The 22,436-nt window shown below is 41.3% G+C and carries 18 protein-coding genes and 1 other RNA gene; 11 read left to right on the forward strand and 8 right to left on the reverse strand.

Annotation, left to right across the window (positions count from 1 at the left end):
* Positions 1 to 204: 204 nt before the first annotated feature.
* The 3 genes from V7L20_RS13300 to V7L20_RS13310 all read left to right on the forward strand — a co-directional run bounded on the left by V7L20_RS13300 (position 205) and on the right by V7L20_RS13310 (position 4,848).
* Complete coding sequence (locus tag V7L20_RS13300) at positions 205 to 2,598, forward strand: tetratricopeptide repeat protein (protein WP_334744532.1); 2,394 nt, start codon at positions 205 to 207, stop codon at positions 2,596 to 2,598.
* Between the two features lie 901 nt (positions 2,599 to 3,499).
* Positions 3,500 to 4,156 (forward strand): DUF2301 domain-containing membrane protein, encoded by a 657-nt coding sequence (locus V7L20_RS13305; protein WP_334744533.1) that lies wholly within the window; start codon positions 3,500 to 3,502, stop codon positions 4,154 to 4,156.
* The gene (locus V7L20_RS13310; protein ID WP_334744534.1) at positions 4,156 to 4,848 is read left to right on the forward strand and encodes a YdcF family protein; all 693 of its coding nucleotides are present in this window, start codon (positions 4,156 to 4,158) and stop codon (positions 4,846 to 4,848) included. The genes V7L20_RS13305 and V7L20_RS13310 overlap by 1 nt, the downstream gene beginning before the upstream one ends.
* Before the next feature lie 166 nt (positions 4,849 to 5,014).
* On the opposite strand, the gene V7L20_RS13315 is transcribed toward V7L20_RS13310, so the two are convergent.
* Complete coding sequence (locus V7L20_RS13315) at positions 5,015 to 6,151, reverse strand: alpha/beta hydrolase (protein ID WP_334744535.1); 1,137 nt, start codon at positions 6,149 to 6,151, stop codon at positions 5,015 to 5,017.
* Positions 6,152 to 6,351: 200 nt separating this feature from the next.
* Between V7L20_RS13315 and dprA the strand changes: the two genes are divergently transcribed.
* Together dprA and V7L20_RS13325 are read left to right on the forward strand one after the other, a co-directional pair.
* Entirely contained in the window at positions 6,352 to 7,467 is a 1,116-nt protein-coding gene (gene dprA / locus V7L20_RS13320; RefSeq protein WP_334744588.1) for a DNA-processing protein DprA, read from the forward strand.
* Positions 7,468 to 7,583: 116 nt separating this feature from the next.
* Positions 7,584 to 8,519 carry a DNA-methyltransferase gene (locus V7L20_RS13325; RefSeq protein ID WP_334744536.1) on the forward strand — a complete coding sequence of 312 codons (936 nt, stop codon included), beginning with the start codon at positions 7,584 to 7,586 and terminating at the stop codon, positions 8,517 to 8,519.
* On the opposite strand, the gene V7L20_RS13330 is transcribed toward V7L20_RS13325, so the two are convergent.
* The 4 genes from V7L20_RS13330 to V7L20_RS13345 form a co-directional block, all read right to left on the reverse strand.
* Positions 8,511 to 8,735: a hypothetical protein gene (locus V7L20_RS13330; RefSeq protein WP_334744537.1), complete on the reverse strand. Its 225-nt coding sequence runs from the start codon at positions 8,733 to 8,735 to the stop codon at positions 8,511 to 8,513. The two genes, V7L20_RS13325 and V7L20_RS13330, sit on opposite strands and share 9 nt — an antisense overlap.
* A complete protein-coding gene (locus V7L20_RS13335; RefSeq protein ID WP_334744538.1) occupies positions 8,735 to 9,154 on the reverse strand; it encodes a hypothetical protein in 420 nt (139 codons plus the stop codon). Before V7L20_RS13335 ends, V7L20_RS13330 begins: the two co-directional genes overlap by 1 nt.
* Positions 9,155 to 9,210: 56 nt before the next feature.
* On the reverse strand, positions 9,211 to 10,776 hold the full coding sequence (locus V7L20_RS13340) for a serine hydrolase (protein WP_334744539.1): 1,566 nt from the start codon (positions 10,774 to 10,776) through the stop codon (positions 9,211 to 9,213).
* 174 nt (positions 10,777 to 10,950) lie between these two features.
* Positions 10,951 to 11,691 carry an RNA methyltransferase gene (locus V7L20_RS13345; protein WP_334744540.1) on the reverse strand — a complete coding sequence of 247 codons (741 nt, stop codon included), beginning with the start codon at positions 11,689 to 11,691 and terminating at the stop codon, positions 10,951 to 10,953.
* Between the two features lie 267 nt (positions 11,692 to 11,958).
* On the opposite strand from V7L20_RS13345, the gene V7L20_RS13350 reads away from it, so the two are divergent.
* Complete coding sequence (locus tag V7L20_RS13350; RefSeq protein ID WP_334744541.1) at positions 11,959 to 13,803, forward strand: tetratricopeptide repeat protein; 1,845 nt, start codon at positions 11,959 to 11,961, stop codon at positions 13,801 to 13,803.
* A 678-nt stretch (positions 13,804 to 14,481) separates the two neighbouring features.
* Here the strand turns inward: V7L20_RS13350 and trxA are convergent.
* On the reverse strand, positions 14,482 to 14,799 hold the full coding sequence (gene trxA, locus V7L20_RS13355; protein ID WP_334744542.1) for a thioredoxin: 318 nt from the start codon (positions 14,797 to 14,799) through the stop codon (positions 14,482 to 14,484).
* A 210-nt stretch (positions 14,800 to 15,009) separates the two neighbouring features.
* Between trxA and fabG the strand changes: the two genes are divergently transcribed.
* Positions 15,010 to 15,756, forward strand: coding sequence for a 3-oxoacyl-[acyl-carrier-protein] reductase (fabG, locus tag V7L20_RS13360; protein ID WP_334744543.1), 747 nt, complete (start codon positions 15,010 to 15,012; stop codon positions 15,754 to 15,756).
* A gap of 592 nt (positions 15,757 to 16,348) precedes the next feature.
* Here the strand turns inward: fabG and V7L20_RS13365 are convergent.
* Entirely contained in the window at positions 16,349 to 17,431 is a 1,083-nt protein-coding gene (locus tag V7L20_RS13365; RefSeq protein WP_334744544.1) for an MraY family glycosyltransferase, read from the reverse strand.
* Positions 17,432 to 17,588: 157 nt separating this feature from the next.
* Between V7L20_RS13365 and groL the strand changes: the two genes are divergently transcribed.
* From groL to rnpB, 4 genes are all read left to right on the forward strand, one after another.
* Complete coding sequence (gene groL / locus V7L20_RS13370) at positions 17,589 to 19,289, forward strand: chaperonin GroEL (RefSeq protein ID WP_334744545.1); 1,701 nt, start codon at positions 17,589 to 17,591, stop codon at positions 19,287 to 19,289.
* Positions 19,290 to 19,580: 291 nt separating this feature from the next.
* Positions 19,581 to 20,717, forward strand: coding sequence for a magnesium/cobalt transporter CorA (corA, locus tag V7L20_RS13375; RefSeq protein ID WP_334744546.1), 1,137 nt, complete (start codon positions 19,581 to 19,583; stop codon positions 20,715 to 20,717).
* A 60-nt stretch (positions 20,718 to 20,777) separates the two neighbouring features.
* Entirely contained in the window at positions 20,778 to 21,464 is a 687-nt protein-coding gene (locus tag V7L20_RS13380; protein ID WP_334744547.1) for a hypothetical protein, read from the forward strand.
* Between the two features lie 277 nt (positions 21,465 to 21,741).
* Positions 21,742 to 22,173, forward strand: an RNA gene (rnpB, locus tag V7L20_RS13385) — RNase P RNA component class A.
* Between the two features lie 53 nt (positions 22,174 to 22,226).
* On the opposite strand, the gene V7L20_RS13390 is transcribed toward rnpB, so the two are convergent.
* The gene (locus tag V7L20_RS13390) at positions 22,227 to 22,427 is read right to left on the reverse strand and encodes a DUF7453 family protein (protein ID WP_334744548.1); all 201 of its coding nucleotides are present in this window, start codon (positions 22,425 to 22,427) and stop codon (positions 22,227 to 22,229) included.
* Positions 22,428 to 22,436 lie beyond the last annotated feature (9 nt).

Below are 22,436 nucleotides of genomic sequence, written 5' to 3' on the forward strand. Positions count from 1 at the left end.
TTACTTACCCCAGAATTGTCAACTGGTTGCAAAAGTTTTAATAACAGCAATTTTTTCTAGAACTTGCTGCTGAATTTTGAATTAAGTTTGCAAAAGTCGGGAAAAAAGTCGGATTTACAGAATCTTATTCGAAAACTTCAGCAACATAACTGTAGATTGATTTATAGTTCTCCTTAAAATCTGACCTACCCTCGTCGTTACACAATGGACGCCCAAGCAGCATTAGCATGGTTAGACGCCATAATTCCCCCTCAGACTGGGGAACGGTTGAGCGATTTGCAAAAAGTGATTCTTGTGCAAGTTTGGTTGGGTAGAAAATACTTGGATATCGCTCATTCTTACGGTTGTACGGAAGGACACGCCAAGGATGCTGGTTCTCAGTTATGGAAGCTGCTTTCTAAAGTATTGCGCCAAAAGATTACTAAAAGTAATTGTCGTGCTACTTTGGAGCGAGTTCTGAGAAAAACTACTGCGATATCATCAAGTTTGATTGATTACTCGCGATCACCACATTCCACCCTAAAATTAGAGGATACCAATTTTATTGGACGAACAGAAGCGATCGCTCACCTGAATACTTTGATAAATCAGGGATCGAAAGTGATTGTTATCCAAGGTGAAGGCGGTTTAGGTAAAACCACTCTAGCGCAGCAATATCTCCATCAGGAGTTTGAGTTGGTTTTAGAACTATTGATGGCGAAGGAAACACAGAATATTACCCCCGCCGAACGAGTAGTAGAAGAATGGCTCAAACAAGATTTTGATCAAGAACCTGGGGTAGAATTTGGGGTGACATTGGGACGACTCAAGCGCCAACTTCACAATCGGCGAATTGGGGTGTTAATTGACAATCTCGAACCTGCATTAGATCAACAAGGTGGGTTGATTGCTTCTCACCGCAACTATGTAGAACTATTGCGGGTTTTGGCTGATGCTAGGGTGCAGTCTGTTACCTTGATTACTAGTCGCGATCGCCTTTGTGAACCTGAGTTGAATGTGAATCACTATCGGCTTCCTGGCTTAGATGAAAGCGCATGGCAAAAGTTTTTTAGCAACCGGGGATTAGCTATCAACTCACCAACTTTGCAAATTATGCATCGCACTTATGGCGGTAATGCTAAAGCAATGGGAATTCTCTGTGGTTCGATTCTGGAAGATTTCGACGGTGACATGGTTCTTTATTGGCAAGAAAATCATGCCGATCCTTTAGCAGCAACCGCCTTAAAAAATTTAGCAGTTAGTCAAATCAATCGTCTGCAAGCCCTCGATCCCCAAGCATATCGCCTGCTTTGTCGTTTGGGATGTTATCGTTACCAAGATATACCCACCATTCCATCTCAAGGATTGTTTTGTTTACTTTGGGATGTCCCATCTGAGCAGCATCGTCAAATTATCGCCTCGTTGAGAAATCGGTCTTTAGTGGAGTGTGATAAAGGTGAATATTGGCTACATCCGGTGATTCGGAAAGAAGCGATCACACGTTTACGCCCCAGCAATGAATGGGAAATTGCCAACGATAAAGCCGCAGAATTTTGGACAACTAGTGTTAAACAAATTGAGACCTTTAAGAATGCTTTGCAAGCTTTAGAAGCATATTATCACTACATAGATATTAATGAATTTGAGTTAGCAGGTAAAGTCATTTTAAAAAGCCGAAATAATCAATGGCAGCAGTTTCTACCTCTTGGGAGTACGTTGTATCGAATGGGTTTAATTCAACCGATACTTGCAGCAATTGAGCGAGTTGTTAATAATCTGCAAAATGACCAACATCTCAGCGAACTTTATAATATATTAGGCGATTTATATTGGATAATAGGTAAAATTAGTCAAGCGATTGCCTGTCAAGAAAAGACTATTACTCTGGCAACCCAAGCACTCAAATCACTTATACCTCAGCCAGAAAATAAACATACAGTTTACTATCTAAGAATGCTAGAAGTAGATTCTTTATTAAGTATTGGTCTTTACAAAATAGATTTGTGGGAACTAGAGACAGCTGCAAAATTATTTCAGCAAGTAATTTACCTAGCTCAAAATACCGAGCATCATCGTTGGGCAGAAAAAGCTTCAGTCTGTTTAGCTTTAGTATATTCTTATTTAGGTTTGCGTGATGCCTCTTCTGCATTAGCAGATGTAGCTTATCAAAATATGACGAACGAAAAACTGGTAGAACAAACTGGAAGATTTGTTTATTTCATGCAAATTTTAGGTCAAACCTATGTAAATTTAGTAGATTTTTCTAAGGCAAATAAAATACTCCACCAAGCTTTGACCTTTGCTGAAGAAAGCCACTATATGCAAGTAAAAGCAAAAACACTTAATGGTTTAGCAGAAATCTATCGACAACAAACAGATTTTGTATTAGCCCTTACTCATCATACAGAAGCAATCGAGCTTTTGGATAAAATAGGTGCTAAGTGTGACCTAGCTGAAGCTTATTTTCAATTAGGTTTAACTTATCAAAAGATGACAAAGCCTGATGAGAGTCAAATGAATTTTAATCGAGCGACTGAGCTATTCACTGAAATAAAAGCTCCGAAGCAAGTTGAAAAAATTTCCAACTGCACTGCTCAAGGTTGTGTCAACTATTCCTAACATTGTTGATTGGATATCCCTGCTTTCTGGTGCTGAACTATGGGTAAACGCTTAACTAAGGCATATTGCTAACACACATCATACAATTTGCTTCATTGCGTTTCCGTAGCGTGCCGTAGGCGATCACTATTGACTTAAGTAGAAATTATTTTGTTAAGCGATCATCGCACATCCTCGATAAAAAGCAATATCTGACGACAAATTGAGGAAATGTCTACAGTTTTGCAATTTTTTAGATAAATACGATTGCTCACCTCACCTTTTGATATCAACTAATTATAGGGTTATCTGATTGCCAAAAGTTTCTATAGACTAAATCCTAAATTTGTCAATATCTACTGTCTACAGCTAAAATTTAATCTTAGAATCAAGTCCTCAGCTAAACTAGATACTAACGAGGTTGGCGTAAATCATTATCGTTGAGATAAAACAGGGGGCAGTGTTTCGACTACGCGGCAATCGAGTTTCGGCTACGCTCAACTGCCGCGAAGTCGAGATTCAACAACCGGGCAGGGAGCAGGGGGAAAAAGGGTTTGAGCCTTGTTTACTTTTCTTTACACAGTTTGCTTTTATTGTGCCGACTTACTTACATTGTGGCGGAAGTTTGCCTACCTTTAACAAGGGGCAAAATCCCCCTGTTAGTCTGGTTAATTGAGATGGTAGCTGGATTTACGCCGTGCTTTACTAGTTGCTATGTCTTTCGCTCTCGAAGGAAATCTGGTCAAATGGTAGAGATAATTTGTCAGTTAGCGCGTCTGTCAAGTCAACTAATACTACGAAAATGGCTTAATAGTTTAGGGATTGTGACAGTTAGTTTGTCTGATTGCTCATAATAATAAAAGTAACCCTTCAGCAATTTACTGTTGTACTCTATTAGTAATTCATAACTATATTTTTAACTATGACTACGCAAACACTACCTCCACCAGAAGTTTATCAAGGTCAGTTTGGGGAATTTACAATTACTCAGAGTGATCGCACTGGCGTAATTATCTACCGCGCTGGGTTAATGGTAGCAGCACTGAGCTTTGCCATAGGCAGTGCTTTGGTTTTGCTCAACAATAACCCGACTATTTTTTCCGCACTCACACCTCTATATACTTGTTTTAGTGTCGCTCTTGGTGTAAGTTTATTTACCATTCACATCTATATGGCATCACTGCACCGAATATTACAAATTTTTTGGGCGATCGGTAGTATAGCATCAGTGATTCTGGCAATCTCTAGTGGTGAACCTTTGGCTCTTACTATTTACAATCACCCTCTTACTTTATTTGGAGTTGGATTTATCTTCGTTGCTTTGACAGGTATTTATTTTAAAGAAGCTTTTTGCTTTAATCGCCTGGAAACCAAAATATTAACTTTAATAGTACCGCTAGTATTGTTAGGACATTTGGTGAGAATTTTACCAACTCAGGGGGAAAGTGTTTTATTAGGAATTTGGGCAACATTGTTTTTGGTATTTGCCCTGCGAAAAACAGTGCAAGCAATTCCTGCTGATATCGGAGACAAGTCCGTATTTACTTACTTGAAAGAACAACGTTTAGCTAAGGTTTAGTGCAGACAAAAAATCGTCGGTGTCGAAAATTTCCAAAAATCAAACTAATAAAACGCCAAGAAATGTGGACACTTACGGCTCAGGGGTGGGCGATTGCAATCGCTTCGATTGCTTATTTAATATTTTTCACTATTACTCATGTACACTCATTTCTCGCCGTGACTTCCCCGATAAAATCAGCAGAAGTATTGGTTGTTGAAGGATGGCTACCAGATTATGCCATACAACAAGCTTTGACTGAATTTAAAAACGGTTCTTATAGTCTAGTAATTACTACCGGAGGCTCAATAGAAAAAGGAATTTATCTTAGTGAATACAAGAACTTTGCAGAAGTATCAGCCGCCACCTTCAAGAAACTCGGTTTAGAATCAGAGAAGGTGGTAGCTGTGCCGACACCTGTGGTAATCAAGGATCGTAGTTATGCATCTGCTGCCGAATTTAATCGTTGGCTATCCGATTCCAATTTAAAGCTACAATCAATTAATGTTTTTTCTTTGGACGTTCACACCCGTAGGAGTTGGTTGCTGTTCAAAAAACTACTTAGCCCTAATAACATCAAAGTTGGTGCGATCGCTGCCAAAACACAAGATTATGATCCAAATAAATGGTGGGATTATAGCCAAGGTGTACGGACAATTATTGATGAAGGCATAGCTTATATTTATGCGCGATTTTTGAATTGGAAATCCTAAAAGTAATAATTCGTAATTCGTAATTTTGAGTTACGAACTACGAATTATTGCAGATTTTTTCTTAAGTTGACACCGATGGGTTTAGTACTTAGTCAGTTAAGAACCGCTATCTAAAACGTAACTTTGGTGGGGTGCTTTTACTATAGGCAATTAGACAGACATCATATTACTTTTCTAGAATTTGTAATAATGCTTGTCGGTAAATTTTAAGGCCCTCTGCGTTCAGATGATCGCCATCGCTCGACAAATTATCTTTAAGAACATTGTTCTCATACAATGGTGCTACTCCTGCTGCTGCAACTGGCACTTTTTCTATTTCAGCAACTTTATTAATCAAAGCATTAATTTGTTCAACTCTAGAATTTGGGGCTGATATAGTTGGATCTGAGCTTGCTGCAACTGTTGAATAAAAAGCTGGAATCAGAAAAATCTCTTTATTTCCCATTGGGCGGACAAGTGCGATCGCTTCTTGCAGATTTTTGCTAAACAACTCATCACTAATTCCATACCAAGCATCATTTCCACCCACGGCAATAATAGCTTTTTCGCATGTAACCTTGGTAGGAATTAAACTTTTCAGTTGTTCTAGTAATGAAATTGTACTCAAGCCATTTAACCCAAAATTAAAAGTATCATTTCCAAGAGTATTACCAAGTCCAGCCGAAATAGAATCGCCAAATAAGCAACCTGAGAATTGTTTATTTTGGGCGGCAAGTATTTGATATTGCAGTGCAATTTTTCCTAAAGGTGAAGAACTTACATTGTCCTTGGGAGGTGCATCAGCAGAACCAGAAGAGGAATTTGCCATGCTAACTAGCTTAGAAATTTTTGACGCATCAACAACTAGTTGATTACTAGGATAGGCTGCTAGAAAGCTGACTAATCCTAAACCTTCTGGTGATTTTGCTCCTATGATAATGGCAGCTCGTAGGGCTTGTATACTGGCTTGATCGCGACGGGCGATCGCTTGGGATGCAAAAGATAAAATTTGCTTGCCCATTCCTGTATTTATCAGCTTATCTAAAGCCACAATATCAAGAGACATTTTTACCTGAAGGGCATCTTGGAACTTCTGTTTCTCCTTAGGACTGAGGTAATGTAAGAAAGATTGCAGATCGGCAGAAACCTTTTGGTTGTCGGCATAGTTGCGTATATCTGCCACAGGAATCGATTGCTCAAACAATCCGTATCTGATAGTAACTTTCTCAGCCGCCAAACTAGGCAACGAACCAAGTCCACCGTGCAACAGTAAAAATATTAAACACCCAGATAGGCTTATTAAAAGACGATAGAAATATTTCATGACACAAAATAAGAAGATAGTCAATAGTTAATAGTCAAGAGTCAAGAGTCAAAAGTCAAGGGATTGGGCATTGGGAATTGAGTAATAATCATTCTTCTTCCTCTTGTCCCCTTGTCCCTCTACTCCCCACTCCCTACCCCCTTAATATCAACATCCAACCACAATTTGGGAATACTCAATCCAGTAGTGAGGATGAAACCGTGGTAGAAGAAGGCGCATATTGGCTAGCTTGGGCGCAAATTTCGGGAGTAGGCCCAGTGTTACTGCGGCGACTAGAACAGCATTTTGGCACGTTAGCAACAGCTTGGAACGCTACTAAAGTACAGTTGGGGGAAGTAGAAGGTTTTGGTTTTCAAACACTAGAAAAAGTGGTACAACAGCGATCGCGTTTGCACCCAGAACAACTATTTACCAAGCACCAGCAGGAAAATTCTCATTTCTGGACACCAGCAGATGCAGATTATCCCCGCTTACTGCTGGAAACTCCGAGTCCACCGCCGATTTTATACTATCGCGGTGAAGTCGAACTTCAAGAAAATCTCGGACAAAAACCGATGGTTGGAATTGTCGGAACCCGCCAACCCTCAGAATACGGTATCCGTTGGACTCGCCAAATTAGTACAGCTTTGGCTAAAAATGGCTTTACAGTTGTTTCTGGGATGGCAGAGGGAATTGACACAGAAAGCCACATCGCCGCCATGAAAGCAGGTGGACGGACGATCGCAGTTTTAGGAACTGGTGTAGATGTCATCTATCCACATAAAAATCGGGATTTGTACAAGCAAATTTTGACGACTGGCTTAGTCGTGAGTGAGTACCCCACGAAAACCCCACCTGATCGCACCCACTTTCCCCGCCGTAATCGAATTATTGCAGGCTTAAGCCGCGCTATCCTCGTAATGGAAGCGCCGATAAAATCTGGTGCTTTAATAACAGCTACCTATGCGAATGAATTTGGTAGAGATGTCTATGCATTACCTGGAAGGCTGGATGATTATCCATCCCAAGGGTGCTTAAAGTTACTGAATCAGGGAGCAAGTTTTATTCTTAAGGAACTAGATGAACTGTTAACAATGCTAGGAGCAATACCGCAAATTGATGGAGTCGAGGCTTCCACACCAACAGAACAGTTAATGCCTACTTTGTCGCCAGAATTGCAAACAGTAATGGATGTGTTGGCAAGTGAAGTTTTACCCTTCGATTTTATTGTCCAACAAACCGACATGGCTTCTGGTTCAGTTTCCGGTGCGTTGTTACAGTTGGAACTTATGGGTTTTGTTTCGCAATTACCAGGAATGCGGTATCAAAAAAGTTAAGAGTTAAAAGATAATAGTATAGTTGAGCTTTTTAACTTTGTTTTTAGCGATTTGACTAACAGATTTATGGGAATGTAAAAACTGTATTTTTATATAAAAACCAACTACTGAAAATCATGAATCAATGGACTTTTGAATACAAAGTAAAAAATATAGGTAAATCTGTTATTTTGTACGCAGACTGTTTTGAATGGCTGAGTAGAATACCAGAAAATAGCATTCATGCAGTAGTTACAGATCCCCCTTACGGGGTGAAAGAATATGATTTTGACCAGTTGCTAAAAAGAGCAAATGGAAACGGAGGTATTTGGAGAATTCCACCATCATTTGATGGACATCAACGCGCACCTCTACCACGATTTACCGCACTTAGTACCAAAGAACGTTTAATTTTAAAAAATTTCTTTGTAGAATGGGCAAAACTAGTAGTACGTGTACTTCGTCCTGGTGGTCATGTTTTTATAGCAAGTAATGCATTTCTTTCCCAGTTAGTTTTTTCTGCTTTAGTTGAGGGCGGTTTAGAGTTTCGTGGAGAATTGATTCGCCTGGTGAGAACACTTCGTGGTGGCGATCGCCCAAAAAATGCCGAAGATGAATTTCCTCATGTGTCTTCCATGCTCAGAGGATGTTATGAGCCGTGGGGTATTTTACGAAAACCAATACCAGTAGGAATGAAACTCAGCGAATGTTTACGAGAATTTCAAACTGGAGGGTTAAGACGCAACAAAGATGGTACACCTTTGGGTGATGTTATTGCCAGTGAGAGGACACCTCAGAAGGAACGAGCTATTGCAAATCACCCAAGTCTGAAACCACAGTCTTTTTTACGTCAGGTCGTTTATGCTGCACTGCCTTTAGGCGAAGGTATAATTGCTGATACTTTTATGGGTTCTGGTTCGACAGTTGCAGCAGCGGAAGCTGTTGGTGTTCGCTGCATTGGTATTGAGCGTAATTTAGATTATTACGAGATGAGTTGCACCGCTATTCCTAAGTTGGTAACTTTAGAAACACCTTCCCAGAACATCACAGACTTGCAACTAACGTTATGGTAGATTAGGAATTTGATAAATCCAGTTGGACATCATTTTTTGATATCCAGATTTAGTAACACTGGCAGTTATTGTTCTGCGACTAATTTCCGAACGTCCAGAGAATGACCAATCATTTTTTGTAAGGCTAGCACCAACAACCTTGAGAAAACGAAAGGGCTTTGGCTGAATACCTTGAACAGCGTCATTAGGACGGTTGCTATCAAAAACAAATACCATCAGCCAAGTATCTTCGGGATTATGACCCTGCCATCCACTCTGATAGGAGAAGCTTTTACTTCAATACCAACATGAGAATGCTGTACAGAGTTTTTAGGAAACATCCCAGCAGGAATTAAGTCAGGATGTCCGTTATGATATTGATTTTTAACCAGGCTAGAGCAGTATTTTGGAATATTTGAAATCATGAATTCTCCAACCATACTGCTAAAGTTGGCTGGCATCAGCATTACCTCAAGACGTTCCATTTCTTTACTGTAAAGCTGTTGATTGAGAAAGCCTAAAAACTCTACAAAATTATTCATTGCCAAAACGATGTGTTCAATTTTACAGTCGTATGGCAGAGTTGCATTAAGATTAAAACCGTTACTCTCAATGGGGTGAGGTTGACAAGCAATCAACTCTAGTTCGCCGCTCATTTATGAGGGGGTGATGGATGTCATAAACAATACAAAATTCCAAAATCTCAAATTAATTATCTTGAGGGATAATACTGCGGATTCATAACTGGAGATTGATAACCATTTGTCGGCACAGTACTTCCTATGCCATTGGGTACAGGGCTGACAACAGGAGGCTGATAAATGCTCATGGGCGCAGTGCCTGTCGTACCGTTGAGTAAAGCAGGATTCACAACAGGGGGTTGATAACCATTTACAGGTACAGTGTTTGTAATGGTGTTAGGTGCGACAGGATTTTGGCTAAATTCTTGGTAGGCAGCACGAGAAATTGAGCTAATCAGTTTTTCGGCACGAGGATCGTTTTCGGGGCGTTGTATCATAACAGCGGCTACGTAGCGCTTGCCAGTTGGAACAGCAATTAAACCTGCATCTGCCAACATTGTGCCAATATCACCCGTTTTGTGATATATTCTTGCACCTGTTCCCAAACCCGATGGTAGCAAAGTGTCTTTTTGAGTGCGACGCAAGATATCGAGCATGAGATCGCGTGATGGCATACTGACTAAATTTCCCTGACTGACAATCGCCATTAAATTCCCTAGTTCCTTGGGACTAATGGTATTTGTCCCTTGCAAATCTGGGAGTTGATTACGAATTGTTGTGGTTGTTAATCCCCAAGTGCGGAAACGCTGGTTTAACGCCTCTATTCCTCCCAGTCGCGCAATCAGCATATTTGTTGCGGTATTGTCGCTGATTGTAATCATTTTAGTGACGACATCTAAAGCGGCATACTGCGTTCCGGCTGGTTGGCGTTGCAGAGTTCCCGAACCACCAGCAATCATATCCTGTTGCATAGTTAGCATTTCATCCAGGCGAATTTTACCCGCGTCCACATCCTGGAAAAAAGCAATCAGAATCGGTACTTTAATTGTGCTAGCCGCCGGAAAACTGCTAGAGCCATTGATATCTACATAATTACCAGTATCTAAATCTACTAAGAAAACTCCGGGTGTAAGATTTGGATTAGTCGCCGCCAAAGTTTGCACGGAATTTTTTAAAGAGATCATTTCCTGAGACAGGTATAAGCTCGAAGGTGCAACTAGGGGAGTTTGGGTAGGTTGTGGCTGCGATCGCGCCACATTACTATCAGATTGCGGCACAGAAGTTGTGCTGATCCGATTAGCAGGGTCTAATACTGACAATGCTGTGCCAACAATTGCACCCATGCCAACACCCACAATCAACAACCGCACAATATACAACAAGGTTTTGGCCATTGGCTTTAACCGCGTCTTTTGCGATGAACGCCTGCCGATTCTTGGCTTTTCCATCCGCACTGTTTTCACCATCACAGCATTTGGTCGAAAGGGAGGAATTTTGCCTTTCACACTTGGTATTGGTTTTACTGCCGTTGGCATGACTAACCCCGATTTTACCCTACGTGTAGCACCAGGGATTGGGGGAGGACTGCTCGGATTTTTTGGGCGTGTTAGCGCCGCTTCTCGCCCATTTGCAGCTTGCTGCTGACTGTTAGCTTTAACTTTCTTCTTGACCACTTTTTGAACTTTTTGTGGTGGCTGGCGGCGATTTAAGGGTTGACGCCGCGAAAAAGCTGTTAGTTCGTCACTTGACTCTGACACAGTTACTCCTTGTGACCCACTTGGCTGTTTTCTTGCAGACTCCTAACCCAAAACTTAATTTTTAAGCAAATATTAATACTTAAATTTCACTTTGCCACTAAGTAGCATTTTTGTGTTTAGTTTAAGCCATATTAAATATTTTGGGGGATGATTGCGTATATATTAAACAAATAATTACAAGTTTTCACCATCCCTCTGGTTTTTAAGGGCCCATTCTACCTGCTGCAAAATCCCTCGCAGCATATATACTTCCCCTGTTTTCAGGTGAGAACGATTATATAGTTGACGAAATTTTTCCATCCGACTAGCTGCTGTATGGGGATATATATAACCAATTTTTAATAATAATGATTCTAAGTGCTGATAGTATCCTTCCACAACATCTAAGGGAGCAAGTTCAGTTTTGGTTAAGGTTTTAGTGTCAGGTTGCTGGGTAGATTGTGACAATTCATAACAGCAGATTGCTACGGCGGTAGCCAAGTTTAGGGCTACATAATCTGGACTCGTGGGAATGCCAACAAATCTCTGTGCATAATTTAATTCTTCATTGCTTAATCCCCGGTCTTCTCTGCCAAAAATTAGTGCTGCGGGTTTTTCTGGTTCCTCCAGTAACCAGGGTAGTGCAGTGCGAGGGTTTTCTAAGGGCGTTTCCCAACTGCGAACGCGACCCGTAGTAGCGATCGCCCGTACACATCCATGCAATGCTTCTGGTAAAGTCGGCACTAATACCGCAGATTCGATAATTTCTCGAGCATGAACAGCCATCATCAAAGCTTCCGTCGATAGCGGATCGCATTGGGGGTTCACTAATACTAAATTATATAGCCCGAAATTTTTCATTACCCTGGCGATCGCTCCGATATTTATCGGCCCAGCTGGCTCTACCAACACAATTCTTAATCCAGCCAAGCTCATTTTTTGCCTCCTGGGATCGCACAAAATGATATTTTTAGGCTAATTCTCAGCATTGTTATGTTCTGCTAAAAAGTTTCCTTGACATCATTCTAAACTTTGTAGGTAAATGCCTACGGCAGATGTGATGAACAATTACCTCTTTTACCTGATAACTGATAACTGTTGACTGTTTACTGATTTAATGCTTCCAAGCTCTACAAGCGTCTAATCCACTCGGTCAAACTCAGACTAGAATTAGAATGGACGTGACGTTTTCTAGTAGCTAAAGTGCCAGACTCTTTGCCATTGCGCGATCGCTATCTTGGATTAATTGATGAAATTGTCGAAACCACCCTCAAGGGCAAAATTAGCTCTGTTGAGATGGTGTATCAAATGCTGCTTAAAAGAATTACTTCCGGTACAGGAGAAGTCTTTGAGTTAGCTTTGAGCGATCGCTTGAATACTCTCCAAAATCAAGTCGATAGTGAAAAAGACGAACTCAAAAAAGCTAAGGCTACTCGGAGTTTGAGAGCCATTAAAACCATTCAAAGTCAATGGCAACGGTGGGAAGAGCAAAACAAAGTCACAGAAGTGATCGCCTCCGCAGTTACAGAAATTACCACATCTCCTGCTGGTGAGCGTCTAGCAGTATTTTTACGGGTTACTGATCCCAATCAGAAGTATCCGCTAAATTTGCAACAGCTACAGCAATTATCAAAAGCATTACAGCAATTTGCCCAGGCAGATGCTGATTTACAACAATTTTCTGAAGGGATTACCCGTGGTTTAGCTTCTTGGCAGCGATTGCAAGACAACTTATTCAGTTGGATGTACGAGCAAAAAGAATCTTTGGGATTTGGTGGCGTACCCGGAGAACGTGGGCCTTGGGCAAGTTGGGCCAAACAACTCAACAGTGAGTTACCCCAAGCACTGCTTCGCGCCTTAGCTATGGAAGAATCTGCAATAGAGTTTGCTGAGCAACAACGGGGAATCACCCTTAGAGATTGGGTGGAAATGGCATTGATTTTACAGTACTTGCAACGGGGACTAATTAACTGGTTTGATCAACAAGCTTACGATATTAAGTCCGGGCCAAAGTTGTCCATTTCCACTTTTTTGACCTTTGCTGTCATTTGGAGTCAGTTAGCAAGTGGTTTTAGGAGCATTGGGACAGTATACAGCGATGCCTGTTCTCAAATCATGCTCCAGATTTTGCGAACCTTTGCCCAGCGTCCGTATTTTCCCTTTTACGGCGGAATTTTTGCCTCTTTTACTGGCACTTATTTGCGAGATGCCCTAGATTATTTGGATGAACCGCTACGACAAGGCGAGGGAACTCAAGAAAAGGCGCGGATTTTGACACTTTTAGGTTATTCTCAACGTGCTTTAGGACAATACCAGCGCTCTATTGATTTTCATCAGCAGGCATTAGAGATCGCCAGAAATGCAGGCGATCGCGTCTGTGAAATTGCCAATCTCAACCACCTCAGCCGTACCTATGTGCAACAGCAAAATTATACTGAGGCAATTAACTACAGTCAAAGAGCATTGATACTGAGTCGGCAAGCAGGCGATAGTACAGGCGAAGCAAACGCGCTGGTAAATTTAGGTTACAGCGAAGTTATGCAGGCTCAGGAACTGGAAAACTTAGAACCAGAAACATACCAAGCCGCAATTAACTATTTGGAACAAGGTTTAAAATTATCAGAAAAATTAGGCGATATTCAAAGTAAAGCTTTATGTGTCAGCAGCTTAGGAATCGCCTATCTAGTAATTGGACAATACCAAACTGCAATTACATATCTTGAAGATGGCTTTAAAACAGCACAAATTTCTGGTGATTTGTATCTCCAAGGGCGTAACTTAGCTTATCTAGCAGAAGCTTATTATCATCTACAAAATTCGGAAAAAACTGTTTATACTGGCTGTTTGGGAATGTATCTTTTGGAACAAATTGCTTCTCGTGAATGGCGTCAACCAGCTGGGTTGCTAACAATTTTGCAAGGACAAATAGGAGCAGAAACTTTCCAAAAACTATTACAACAACATCGCCCTAAAATTATTGCGGTTATTGGTGTAGATGGGTACGATCACATTCCGCAATTGTTACAAGAATATAAACAAGATATATAAAAAAGTAATTTGATTCAGGTTTAACTGCTTCCAAGTACCGTAGCTTTTGTGTTGAGCGACTTCAAGAGCAAAAGTAGTGAATTAAACCTCCCTTTTTAAGCTATGCTTTACCCACATTTTTCTTTACAATCCTGAAACCCATGTTTTATAACCGTCTTAGACACTGAGTAGTTAGGCATACATGAGAAATTCGCTTTTAAGATTCTTGCTAATACTGCGTTTTTATTGAGAATGAATCACGAAGGAATCAGGGTTATAAAAACGTAAGTCAATACTCTCACAATCGTCCTACAGATAACCTAATTATTTCTTTTACTTGTTTTACTAGTTTGATTTAAAATTTGGTGCTTTTGTATAACCCGTTCAATTTGGTAAGTCACCGCATCTATTCTATATTTAATCTTATCAAAATCAATATTCACCCAAATATAGGATTTGTCAGGTCTTTGCTGTTTATAATTCATATATAGCTTTACTTGTCAAGATATTTTGTTATATCTATAAAATATAGCTATCTTAATTTTTAAACTACTTTCTCTAGACGTATAAGTAGAAATGCTTAATATTTACTTAATATTTTACCTGGTGATTTGTAGGGCTACAAGCTGTACTATCCCACTAAAAAAGACGCGATATTCCGCGCCTGTGGCAGCTAAAATCCAAATTTTAAGTGTTAGCTTAAACCTTTGTTTGTAAATATTGCACTAACTGCGGTGCTTGCATCACTCCCTCTATCCGATCTACAGGCTGACCCTGCTTAAATAGTACTAAGGTTGGTAGAGCGGCAATTTGATACTGAGTAGCCAGATCTGTATATTTCTCTGTGTCGATTTTGACAATTCGCAGGCGATCCTTAAGTTGGGCATTGACTTGCTCTAAAATTGGCACCATCATTTGGCATGGGCCACACCAGTCAGCGTAAAAATCTACTAATACAGGTACATCAGAAGCAGAGAGCATCTCTTCAAAGCTGTTAAATTGCTTTTTAGTTGCCATGTGATACACACCGATTTTCAATTGCTTGTTTCAATAGTAATTCTTAGAAAATAAAAACGGTATAAATTTATGGGTTTTTGTTGGGAAAAGATTAAATTAATCAATATAGAATGATTTGCCAGCAAAAATCTTAAATAATTATAATAAAATCTGTTCCCTAAATCACCATAAGATAATTAGCGCGGTATTTCTAAGATTGAGGAACATATAATGGCATTATTACAAGATAAAGTCGCAATTGTCACAGGTGCATCACGAGGAATTGGACGAGCGATCGCAATTGAATTAGCCTCACAAAGAGCGATCGCAGTTGTTAATTATGCCAGTTCTAGTGCCGCAGCTGAAACAGTTGTTACAGAAATTATAAATGCGGGAGGTCAGGCGATCGCAATCCAAGCTGACGTTTCTAAAAGCGATCAAGTAGACGCACTAGTTAACGCCGTCATGGAAAAGTTCAGCCGTGTGGATATTTTGGTCAACAACGCAGGTATTACCCGCGACACCCTGCTTTTGCGTTTGAAGCCAGAAGATTGGCAAGCAGTGATAGACCTAAATCTAACTGGTGTTTTCTTATGTACACGCGCCATCAGTAAAATCATGCTCAAGCAGCGATCGGGGCGGATTATCAACATTACTTCCGTTGCTGCACAAATGGGCAACCCAGGTCAGTCAAACTATAGCGCCGCCAAAGCAGGTGTAATCGGCTTTACCAAAAGCGTTGCCAAAGAACTTGCTTCTCGTGGGATCACTGTTAATGCCGTCGCTCCTGGATTCATCACCACCGACATGACCAGCAATCTTAACAACCTCGAAGCTATTCTCAAATACATCCCACTTGGTCGCTTCGGTCAGCCTGAAGAAATCGCTGGAATGGTGCGCTTCCTGGCTGCCGACCCCGCCGCCGCCTACGTTACTGGACAAGTTTTTAATGTCGATGGCGGTATGGTCATGGCCTAAATAGTGCTGAGTTAGGAGTTTATGATTTTTGTAGGGTGCGTTACGTGTAGGCTAACGCACCGATTTGATCTGTGCCTGACTTCAGCGAATTTTGATATCATATCATGTCCGGCTAAATACTTGTCATTACGAACGCAGCGATAGCGAAGTGAAATAATCGCATCCGAAGTGATTGCTTCTTTCCACTCTATTCCACTCGCAATTACATATCGTAATTGATTAAGCGGACATGATATCAAACATCTCTAAAACGCCCTTCTAACAGTCACTTTGTCGTTGTTAACCAGAATGGCATCAGCCCAGCCATGCCATCCCTGGTTACATCAGCGAAGAATGTTCCCGGCTTCCGTAGTAAGGGTAGGGATTCTGCATGAAGGACTCTTCCACAGAATAAATTATTCCAGAAAAAACAAGAGGCAGTAGCTATTAAAAAATGATAATCATTATGATTTGGTGAGAAAATCGGTTGTCACCGGAAATTTACTATGCTTTATAATTTAACAAATCCTTTTTTAAAATCAAATCCTATCTTTTGCCACAATAGAGAATAAATCTAGTAGGGCTAGCACTGCAATGCTCACCCTACAAGCAACTAAGGCTGTTGACGTATCCTTTGCCAGATAGTAAAGCCTAAAAGAATAATAATGCTACTGGCAGTAGTCAGCATCACAGCCAAACTCATGCCTTGTATTCTCATAGCCAGCAAGTTGAAAACTAACGTAATTGACCAAAGTGTGAACGCAGCATGGCGCTGAGAGAGTCCCCAAGCAAGTAAGCGGTGATGCAGGTGATCTTTTCCAGGAGTACTGAGGGGGTTATTTCCTGCTAATAGCCGTCGTACAAATACTTGAGTAGTATCTAGTACTGGCAATAACAGAAATAAAACTGTAGGAATTAACGCATAAACTGTGTTTTGTTGCAGCCTACCTAAAATACTAGTTGCGGCCAATACATAGCCGAAAAAGTATGCTCCGGCATCACCCATAATGATCCGCGAGGGGTGAAAGTTGTGACGTAAAAAGCCTAGTGCAGCACCTGCCAAGGCTGCTAATACCAAGATTGCTGCTGCACGATTGTTAAATTGGGCTGCAACGGCCAACAAACTCATGGCGGTAATAAAGCTGATTCCTCCCGCTAAACCATCCATACCATCCATCAAGTTGATGGCGTTGGTAATTCCTACTACCCAAATTACTGTTAACGACATAGACAGGAGCGAGTCTATGGGAGTGCCAAACATGACATGAATACTGATGCCATTAGCTACGAGCAACAGCGCCGTGACAATTTGTGCCCACAATCGCACAGAGGGCGGTAAGCCGAACTGATCGTCAATAAAACCCACAAGGACTAATATCGAACCCCCCAACAGAATAGTGAGTACCTGAGCCAGTACGTTTTGGAGTTCGATAGGTCGTAAAAGGCTAGCTAATACCAGTGCGGCAATCACACCCGCGTAGATAGCTAGTCCCCCTGCATTGGGTAAAGGTTCTCGGTTGAGCCGCCGTGCGTTGGGTTGGTCAGCCCAACCTACCCGCAAGGCGAATTTGCGTACTATCGGAATTAAACGCCACGTTACAAGCCAAGCTAAGAGAAACGTAAATACTACCGCCAACCAGCCGGTGCCGCTAGGGTCGGCAATACCGAGGGACTTAAGGGAGTTGTCTAGATTCATCTCCCAATTCAAGCATTACTGCCTGTATGTAATATGAGCATCACCTGTATATTAATCAATTTTTTTATTTCCATTTGTAACTTGAGCCGCTAGGGAGATTAGCACTCTGGCGCTGCGAGTGCTAAATTGTCTAATGGAAGCGCTAGAGAAATAAAACATGGCGAAAATTATTGCATTTGACGAGGAATCGCGGCGATCTCTAGAAAGGGGTGTTAACGCCCTTGCCGATGCCGTAAAAATCACCTTAGGGCCCAAAGGTCGCAATGTCCTTTTAGAGAAAAAATTTGGCGCACCTCAAATTGTCAACGATGGTATCACTGTTGCCAAGGAAATTGAATTAGAAGATCCTTTGGAAAATACTGGTGCAAGACTCATCCAGGAAGTGGCCTCAAAAACTAAAGATGTCGCTGGGGATGGTACAACCACCGCCACAGTTTTGGCACAGGCCTTGATTCGGGAAGGTTTGAAGAACGTTGCGGCGGGTAGTAACCCAGTTAGCTTGAAGCGCGGGATCGACAAGACTATCGAAGCGTTGGTAGAAGAAATTGCCAAGATAGCCAAGCCAGTAGAAGGAAGTGCGATCACTCAAGTTGCTACTGTCTCTGCTGGTAACGATGAAGAAGTTGGCAATATGCTAGCCCAAGCAATGGAAAAAGTCACCAAAGATGGTGTAATTACCGTTGAAGAATCTAAATCCCTGACAACTGAACTAGAAGTAGTTGAGGGGATGCAGATTGACAGGGGTTATATTTCTCCCTACTTCGTCACCAACAACGAGCGGCAAATAGTCGAATTTGAAAACGCTCGGATCTTGGTTACTGATAAAAAAATCAGCAGCATCCAGGATTTAGTGCCAGTGTTGGAAAAAGTCGCTCGTTCTGGTCAACCTTTGCTGATTATCGCTGAAGATGTCGAAGGTGATGCTTTGGCAACTTTGGTAGTGAACAAAGCGCGGGGTGTACTAACGGTGGCTGCGATTAAAGCGCCTGGGTTTGGCGATCGCCGCAAAGCTTTGTTAGAAGATATTGCTATTCTCACCGATGGACAGTTGATTTCTGAAGAAATCGGCTTAAGTCTAGATACCGCTTCTCTAGAAGCACTGGGAACTGCCCGCAAAATCACCATTGACAAAGAAAGCACCACCATTGTTGCTGGCAGTGTGACTAAGCCAGAAGTACAAAAGCGGATTGGTCAAATTCGCAGACAGTTGGAAGAAACCGATTCTGACTACGATAAAGAAAAACTGCAAGAACGCATCGCCAAGCTCGCTGGCGGTGTGGCAGTGATTAAAGTGGGTGCGGCAACCGAAACCGAACTCAAAGACCGCAAGCTGCGGATTGAAGACGCGTTGAACGCAACTAAAGCCGCCGTGGAAGAAGGTATTGTTCCTGGTGGTGGAACTACTCTAATTCACTTAGCTAAAAGGGTAGAAGCAATTATAAACAGCTTTGAAGACGAGGAAGAAAAAATTGGGGCTGATATTGTTGGACGAGCGCTAGAAGCTCCCTTGCGCCAAATAGCAGAGAACGCTGGTGCTGAAGGTTCTGTGATCGTTTCTAGAGTCCGGGATACCGACTTCAACATTGGCTACAACGCCGCTACTGGCGAATTTGAAGACTTGATCGCTGCGGGTATTATCGACCCTGCCAAAGTCGTGCGTTCAGCTTTGCAAAACGCTGGCTCTATTGCTGGTTTGGTTTTAACCACTGAGGCGATCGTTGTTGAAAAGCCGGAGAAGAAATCCGCAGCTGCTGCCCCTGATATGGGCGGTATGGGCGGTATGGGCGGCATGGGCGGCATGGGCGGCATGGGTGGCATGGGTGGCATGGGCGGCATGGGCGGCATGGGCATGTTCTAACTTCTGCTCACCCAAATAAATATTTTTTAAGCAGTTTGTCTTGTCAAGGCAAACTGTTTTTTTATATGATTGCTGATTCAGAGACGATATGCTATATCAATTCGTAATTCGTAATTGAGATTCTTCAGACTAAATCTTCTTAATAAGCAAACTAGCTGCCTAAATAATTATGTAATTTAGAAATTACTCTGTTTATATTAAATTTTGTAAAATTATATATAAACGGTTATTAGTAACTAGTCAATTATTTTTACTAATGACAAATGACAAATGACTATTAGGTAATATTGTATGGCACGAAAACTGCATCGCCTTCCCAAAACAGAGCTATACGAAGACGAGTTCTATCACCAACCGGGTACTCTACCTGGAACTATTTTTATTAATGCAGATGCTCCACCGCCGATAATTTTTTTGATTGACTATAACCAAACCAATTTCACCCGTGAACAAATAGCAACTCCAGAAGAATGTATCCCATATCTGGAGAAGGAATCGATTTCTTGGATAGACGTACAAGGTTTAGGCAGTCAAGATATATTACAACGATTGGGTAAAGTTTTTAAGTTACATCCTTTAGTTTTAGAAGATGTAGTAAATGTACCAGAACGCCCTAAAATAGAGGATTATGAAGACCAATTGTTATTCATTGCCCGCATGGTAGTACCAAAGGAAAGAACATGTGGTTTTTACAGCGAACAAGTGAGTTTGATATTAGGGAAAAACTATTTGCTGACAGTCCAAGAAGAACCAGATCATGATTGCTTTGAACAGGTGCGATCGCGGATTGAAAAAAGCAAAGGTACCATTCGCAAACAGGGAGCCGATTATTTAGCTTATGCTCTATTAGATGCGATTATTGATGGGTTTTTCCCAGTACTGGAGCTTTATGGGGAGCGAATCGAGGAGTTAGAAGAGGAGGTAATAGTTAAACCTACCCCACAAACACTACAAAATATTTATCAAATTAGGCGAGAATTACTGCAACTACGTCGTGCTATCTGGCCCCAGCGAGATGCAATTAATTCCTTAATTCGAGATGCTTCAGATTTGATTAGTGAAGAAGTACGAATTTACCTACGAGATTGTTATGACCATACGGTGCAAGTGATGGACATGGTGGAAACTTACCGAGAACTAGCATCTGGATTAATGGATGTGTACCTTTCAGCAGTGAGTAATAAAATGAATGAAATCATGAAGGTATTAACGATAGTTTCAACAATTTTTATTCCACTGACTTTTATTGCTGGAGTATATGGGATGAATTTCAGTACTGAAAAATCGCCATATAATATGCCTGAATTGAATTGGTATTGGGGCTATCCACTTTGCTGGGCAGTGATGTTAGCGATCGCATTTGGTTTGTTATTCTTTTTTTGGCAACGAGGCTGGCTACAAAATTCTGTAACAATTAAGCGTAATTAAAAATTGTAGATGGAGCATGACTCAAGTATACATTAGCACCGGGAGTTAATATTTTAAGTTATGAGGAGTAGCGACCAGAATTTAGTAGTTTTAACGATTTATATTATCGGTGTTTCCTATGTTTTTAACCGCATGGTTGAATCCATTGATGATCAAATTAAATTTGAGTTTAAAAAAGGAATCGTTGATGAGCAACTCAAAGAACAAAATCTCGATGATAAAATTGGGATTTCCTTTAAACTCAAATCTTCATACCCAATTGACGATTTGAAAGATTTAGGAATTAGCATTGAAAATAAATCTGATAATGTTGCTGTATACGTTGACTGGGACAACAGTTCTTTAGTAGTTGAACATAGCAAGCAATCGCGCCGTGTAATTCGGAAATCACCAGACTTAACCCGCGACTTAGCAGTACCCCAAAGTCCTAGCCTGATTGCCCCTAAGAAAACACTTTCTGAAACCGTGACAGCAGAAGATGTTTTCCAGCGCGATCAAGTAACTGGAACTTATTCAGCAAAAAAACCACTAATTGATATCAAGGGGCTGCAAAAAAAATTGTACAACGACTTTATTAACAGAAGAAAGGAGTTGGACTTTTCCCTGCAACTAGTGATCAGGATATCTGAGGTGCGTTTAGGTCTAGCTCCAGGTCGTGATTTTCCTCCCATTAGCATTATCAATTGTCCTTTCACAGTCAGGAAACTACCTTGGACTTACGCTTTACCTTGGAATAAAAAAAAGTAATGCCATGTCAACCCCTTCCCCACGGGACGCACTCGCGTTCGGGGAAGTCACGCATTCACGCATTCACGCATTCAAAAATTTTGAACCTTATAAATAAATTTACTTGCTCTGTAACAATGAGCTTCGGCAAAGACACTCCGCCTTTGCGCTGTATTTCTTGCGCTGTGCCACTTGTTATACATTTTTTATTTTTCTATAAATAAATTTACCTGCTCTGTACCTTTTTCTTTCTGGTCAACATACTACGTCAACCAAAGATTACACTGGATCTAAGGAAAGAGTAGGCGCAGGCGGTTGCAGATCAGTCATAGTTACTGATTTGAGGAAAGTCCGGACTCCCGAAAGACCAAACTTGCTGGATAACGTCCAGTGCGAGCGATCGTGAGGATAGTGCCACAGAAAGATACCGCCAAAACAGTTAGGAGTTAAGAGTTAGGAGTTAGGAATTATTAATTCTTAACTCTTAACTCATCACTCATAACTCCTAACTAAATTTGGTAAGGGTGCAAAGGTGCGGTAAGAGCGCACCAGCAGTATCGAGAGGTGCTGGCTCGGTAAACCCCGGTTGGGAGCAAGGCGATAGGAACTATGGTTGGTCTTTTACCAGTTCCGCTCAATGAGAGCCGCTAGAGGCGTTTGGTAACAAGCGTCCCAGATAGATAACTGCCCTCGCAAGAGAACAGAACCCGGCTTATGTCCTGCTCTCTCCTTTCAAATGGAGTATTAAACTTTTTAGGTTTGTACTCCATTATTTTTTGTTTTTCAGTTTGCCCTGAGCATGAAACCTGCACCAAAAGCACCAGAAGCTAATATGCTTGAGACTGAAGAAGGTTCTGAGACTGGGACAAGTGTTGCAATGTAGATTCCTTCGGAACCGTCTGTAAAGTTGGCAGTAAAGGCTATTTGATTGCCGCTTAGACCCTCTCTTCCAATACGTAAATCCTTGATCTGCTTACTATCCAAAAGTTCGTC

It is taken from the genome of Nostoc sp. (genome assembly GCF_036916735.1).
In the GTDB taxonomy this organism is placed as follows: Bacteria; Cyanobacteriota; Cyanobacteriia; order Cyanobacteriales; family Nostocaceae; genus Nostoc.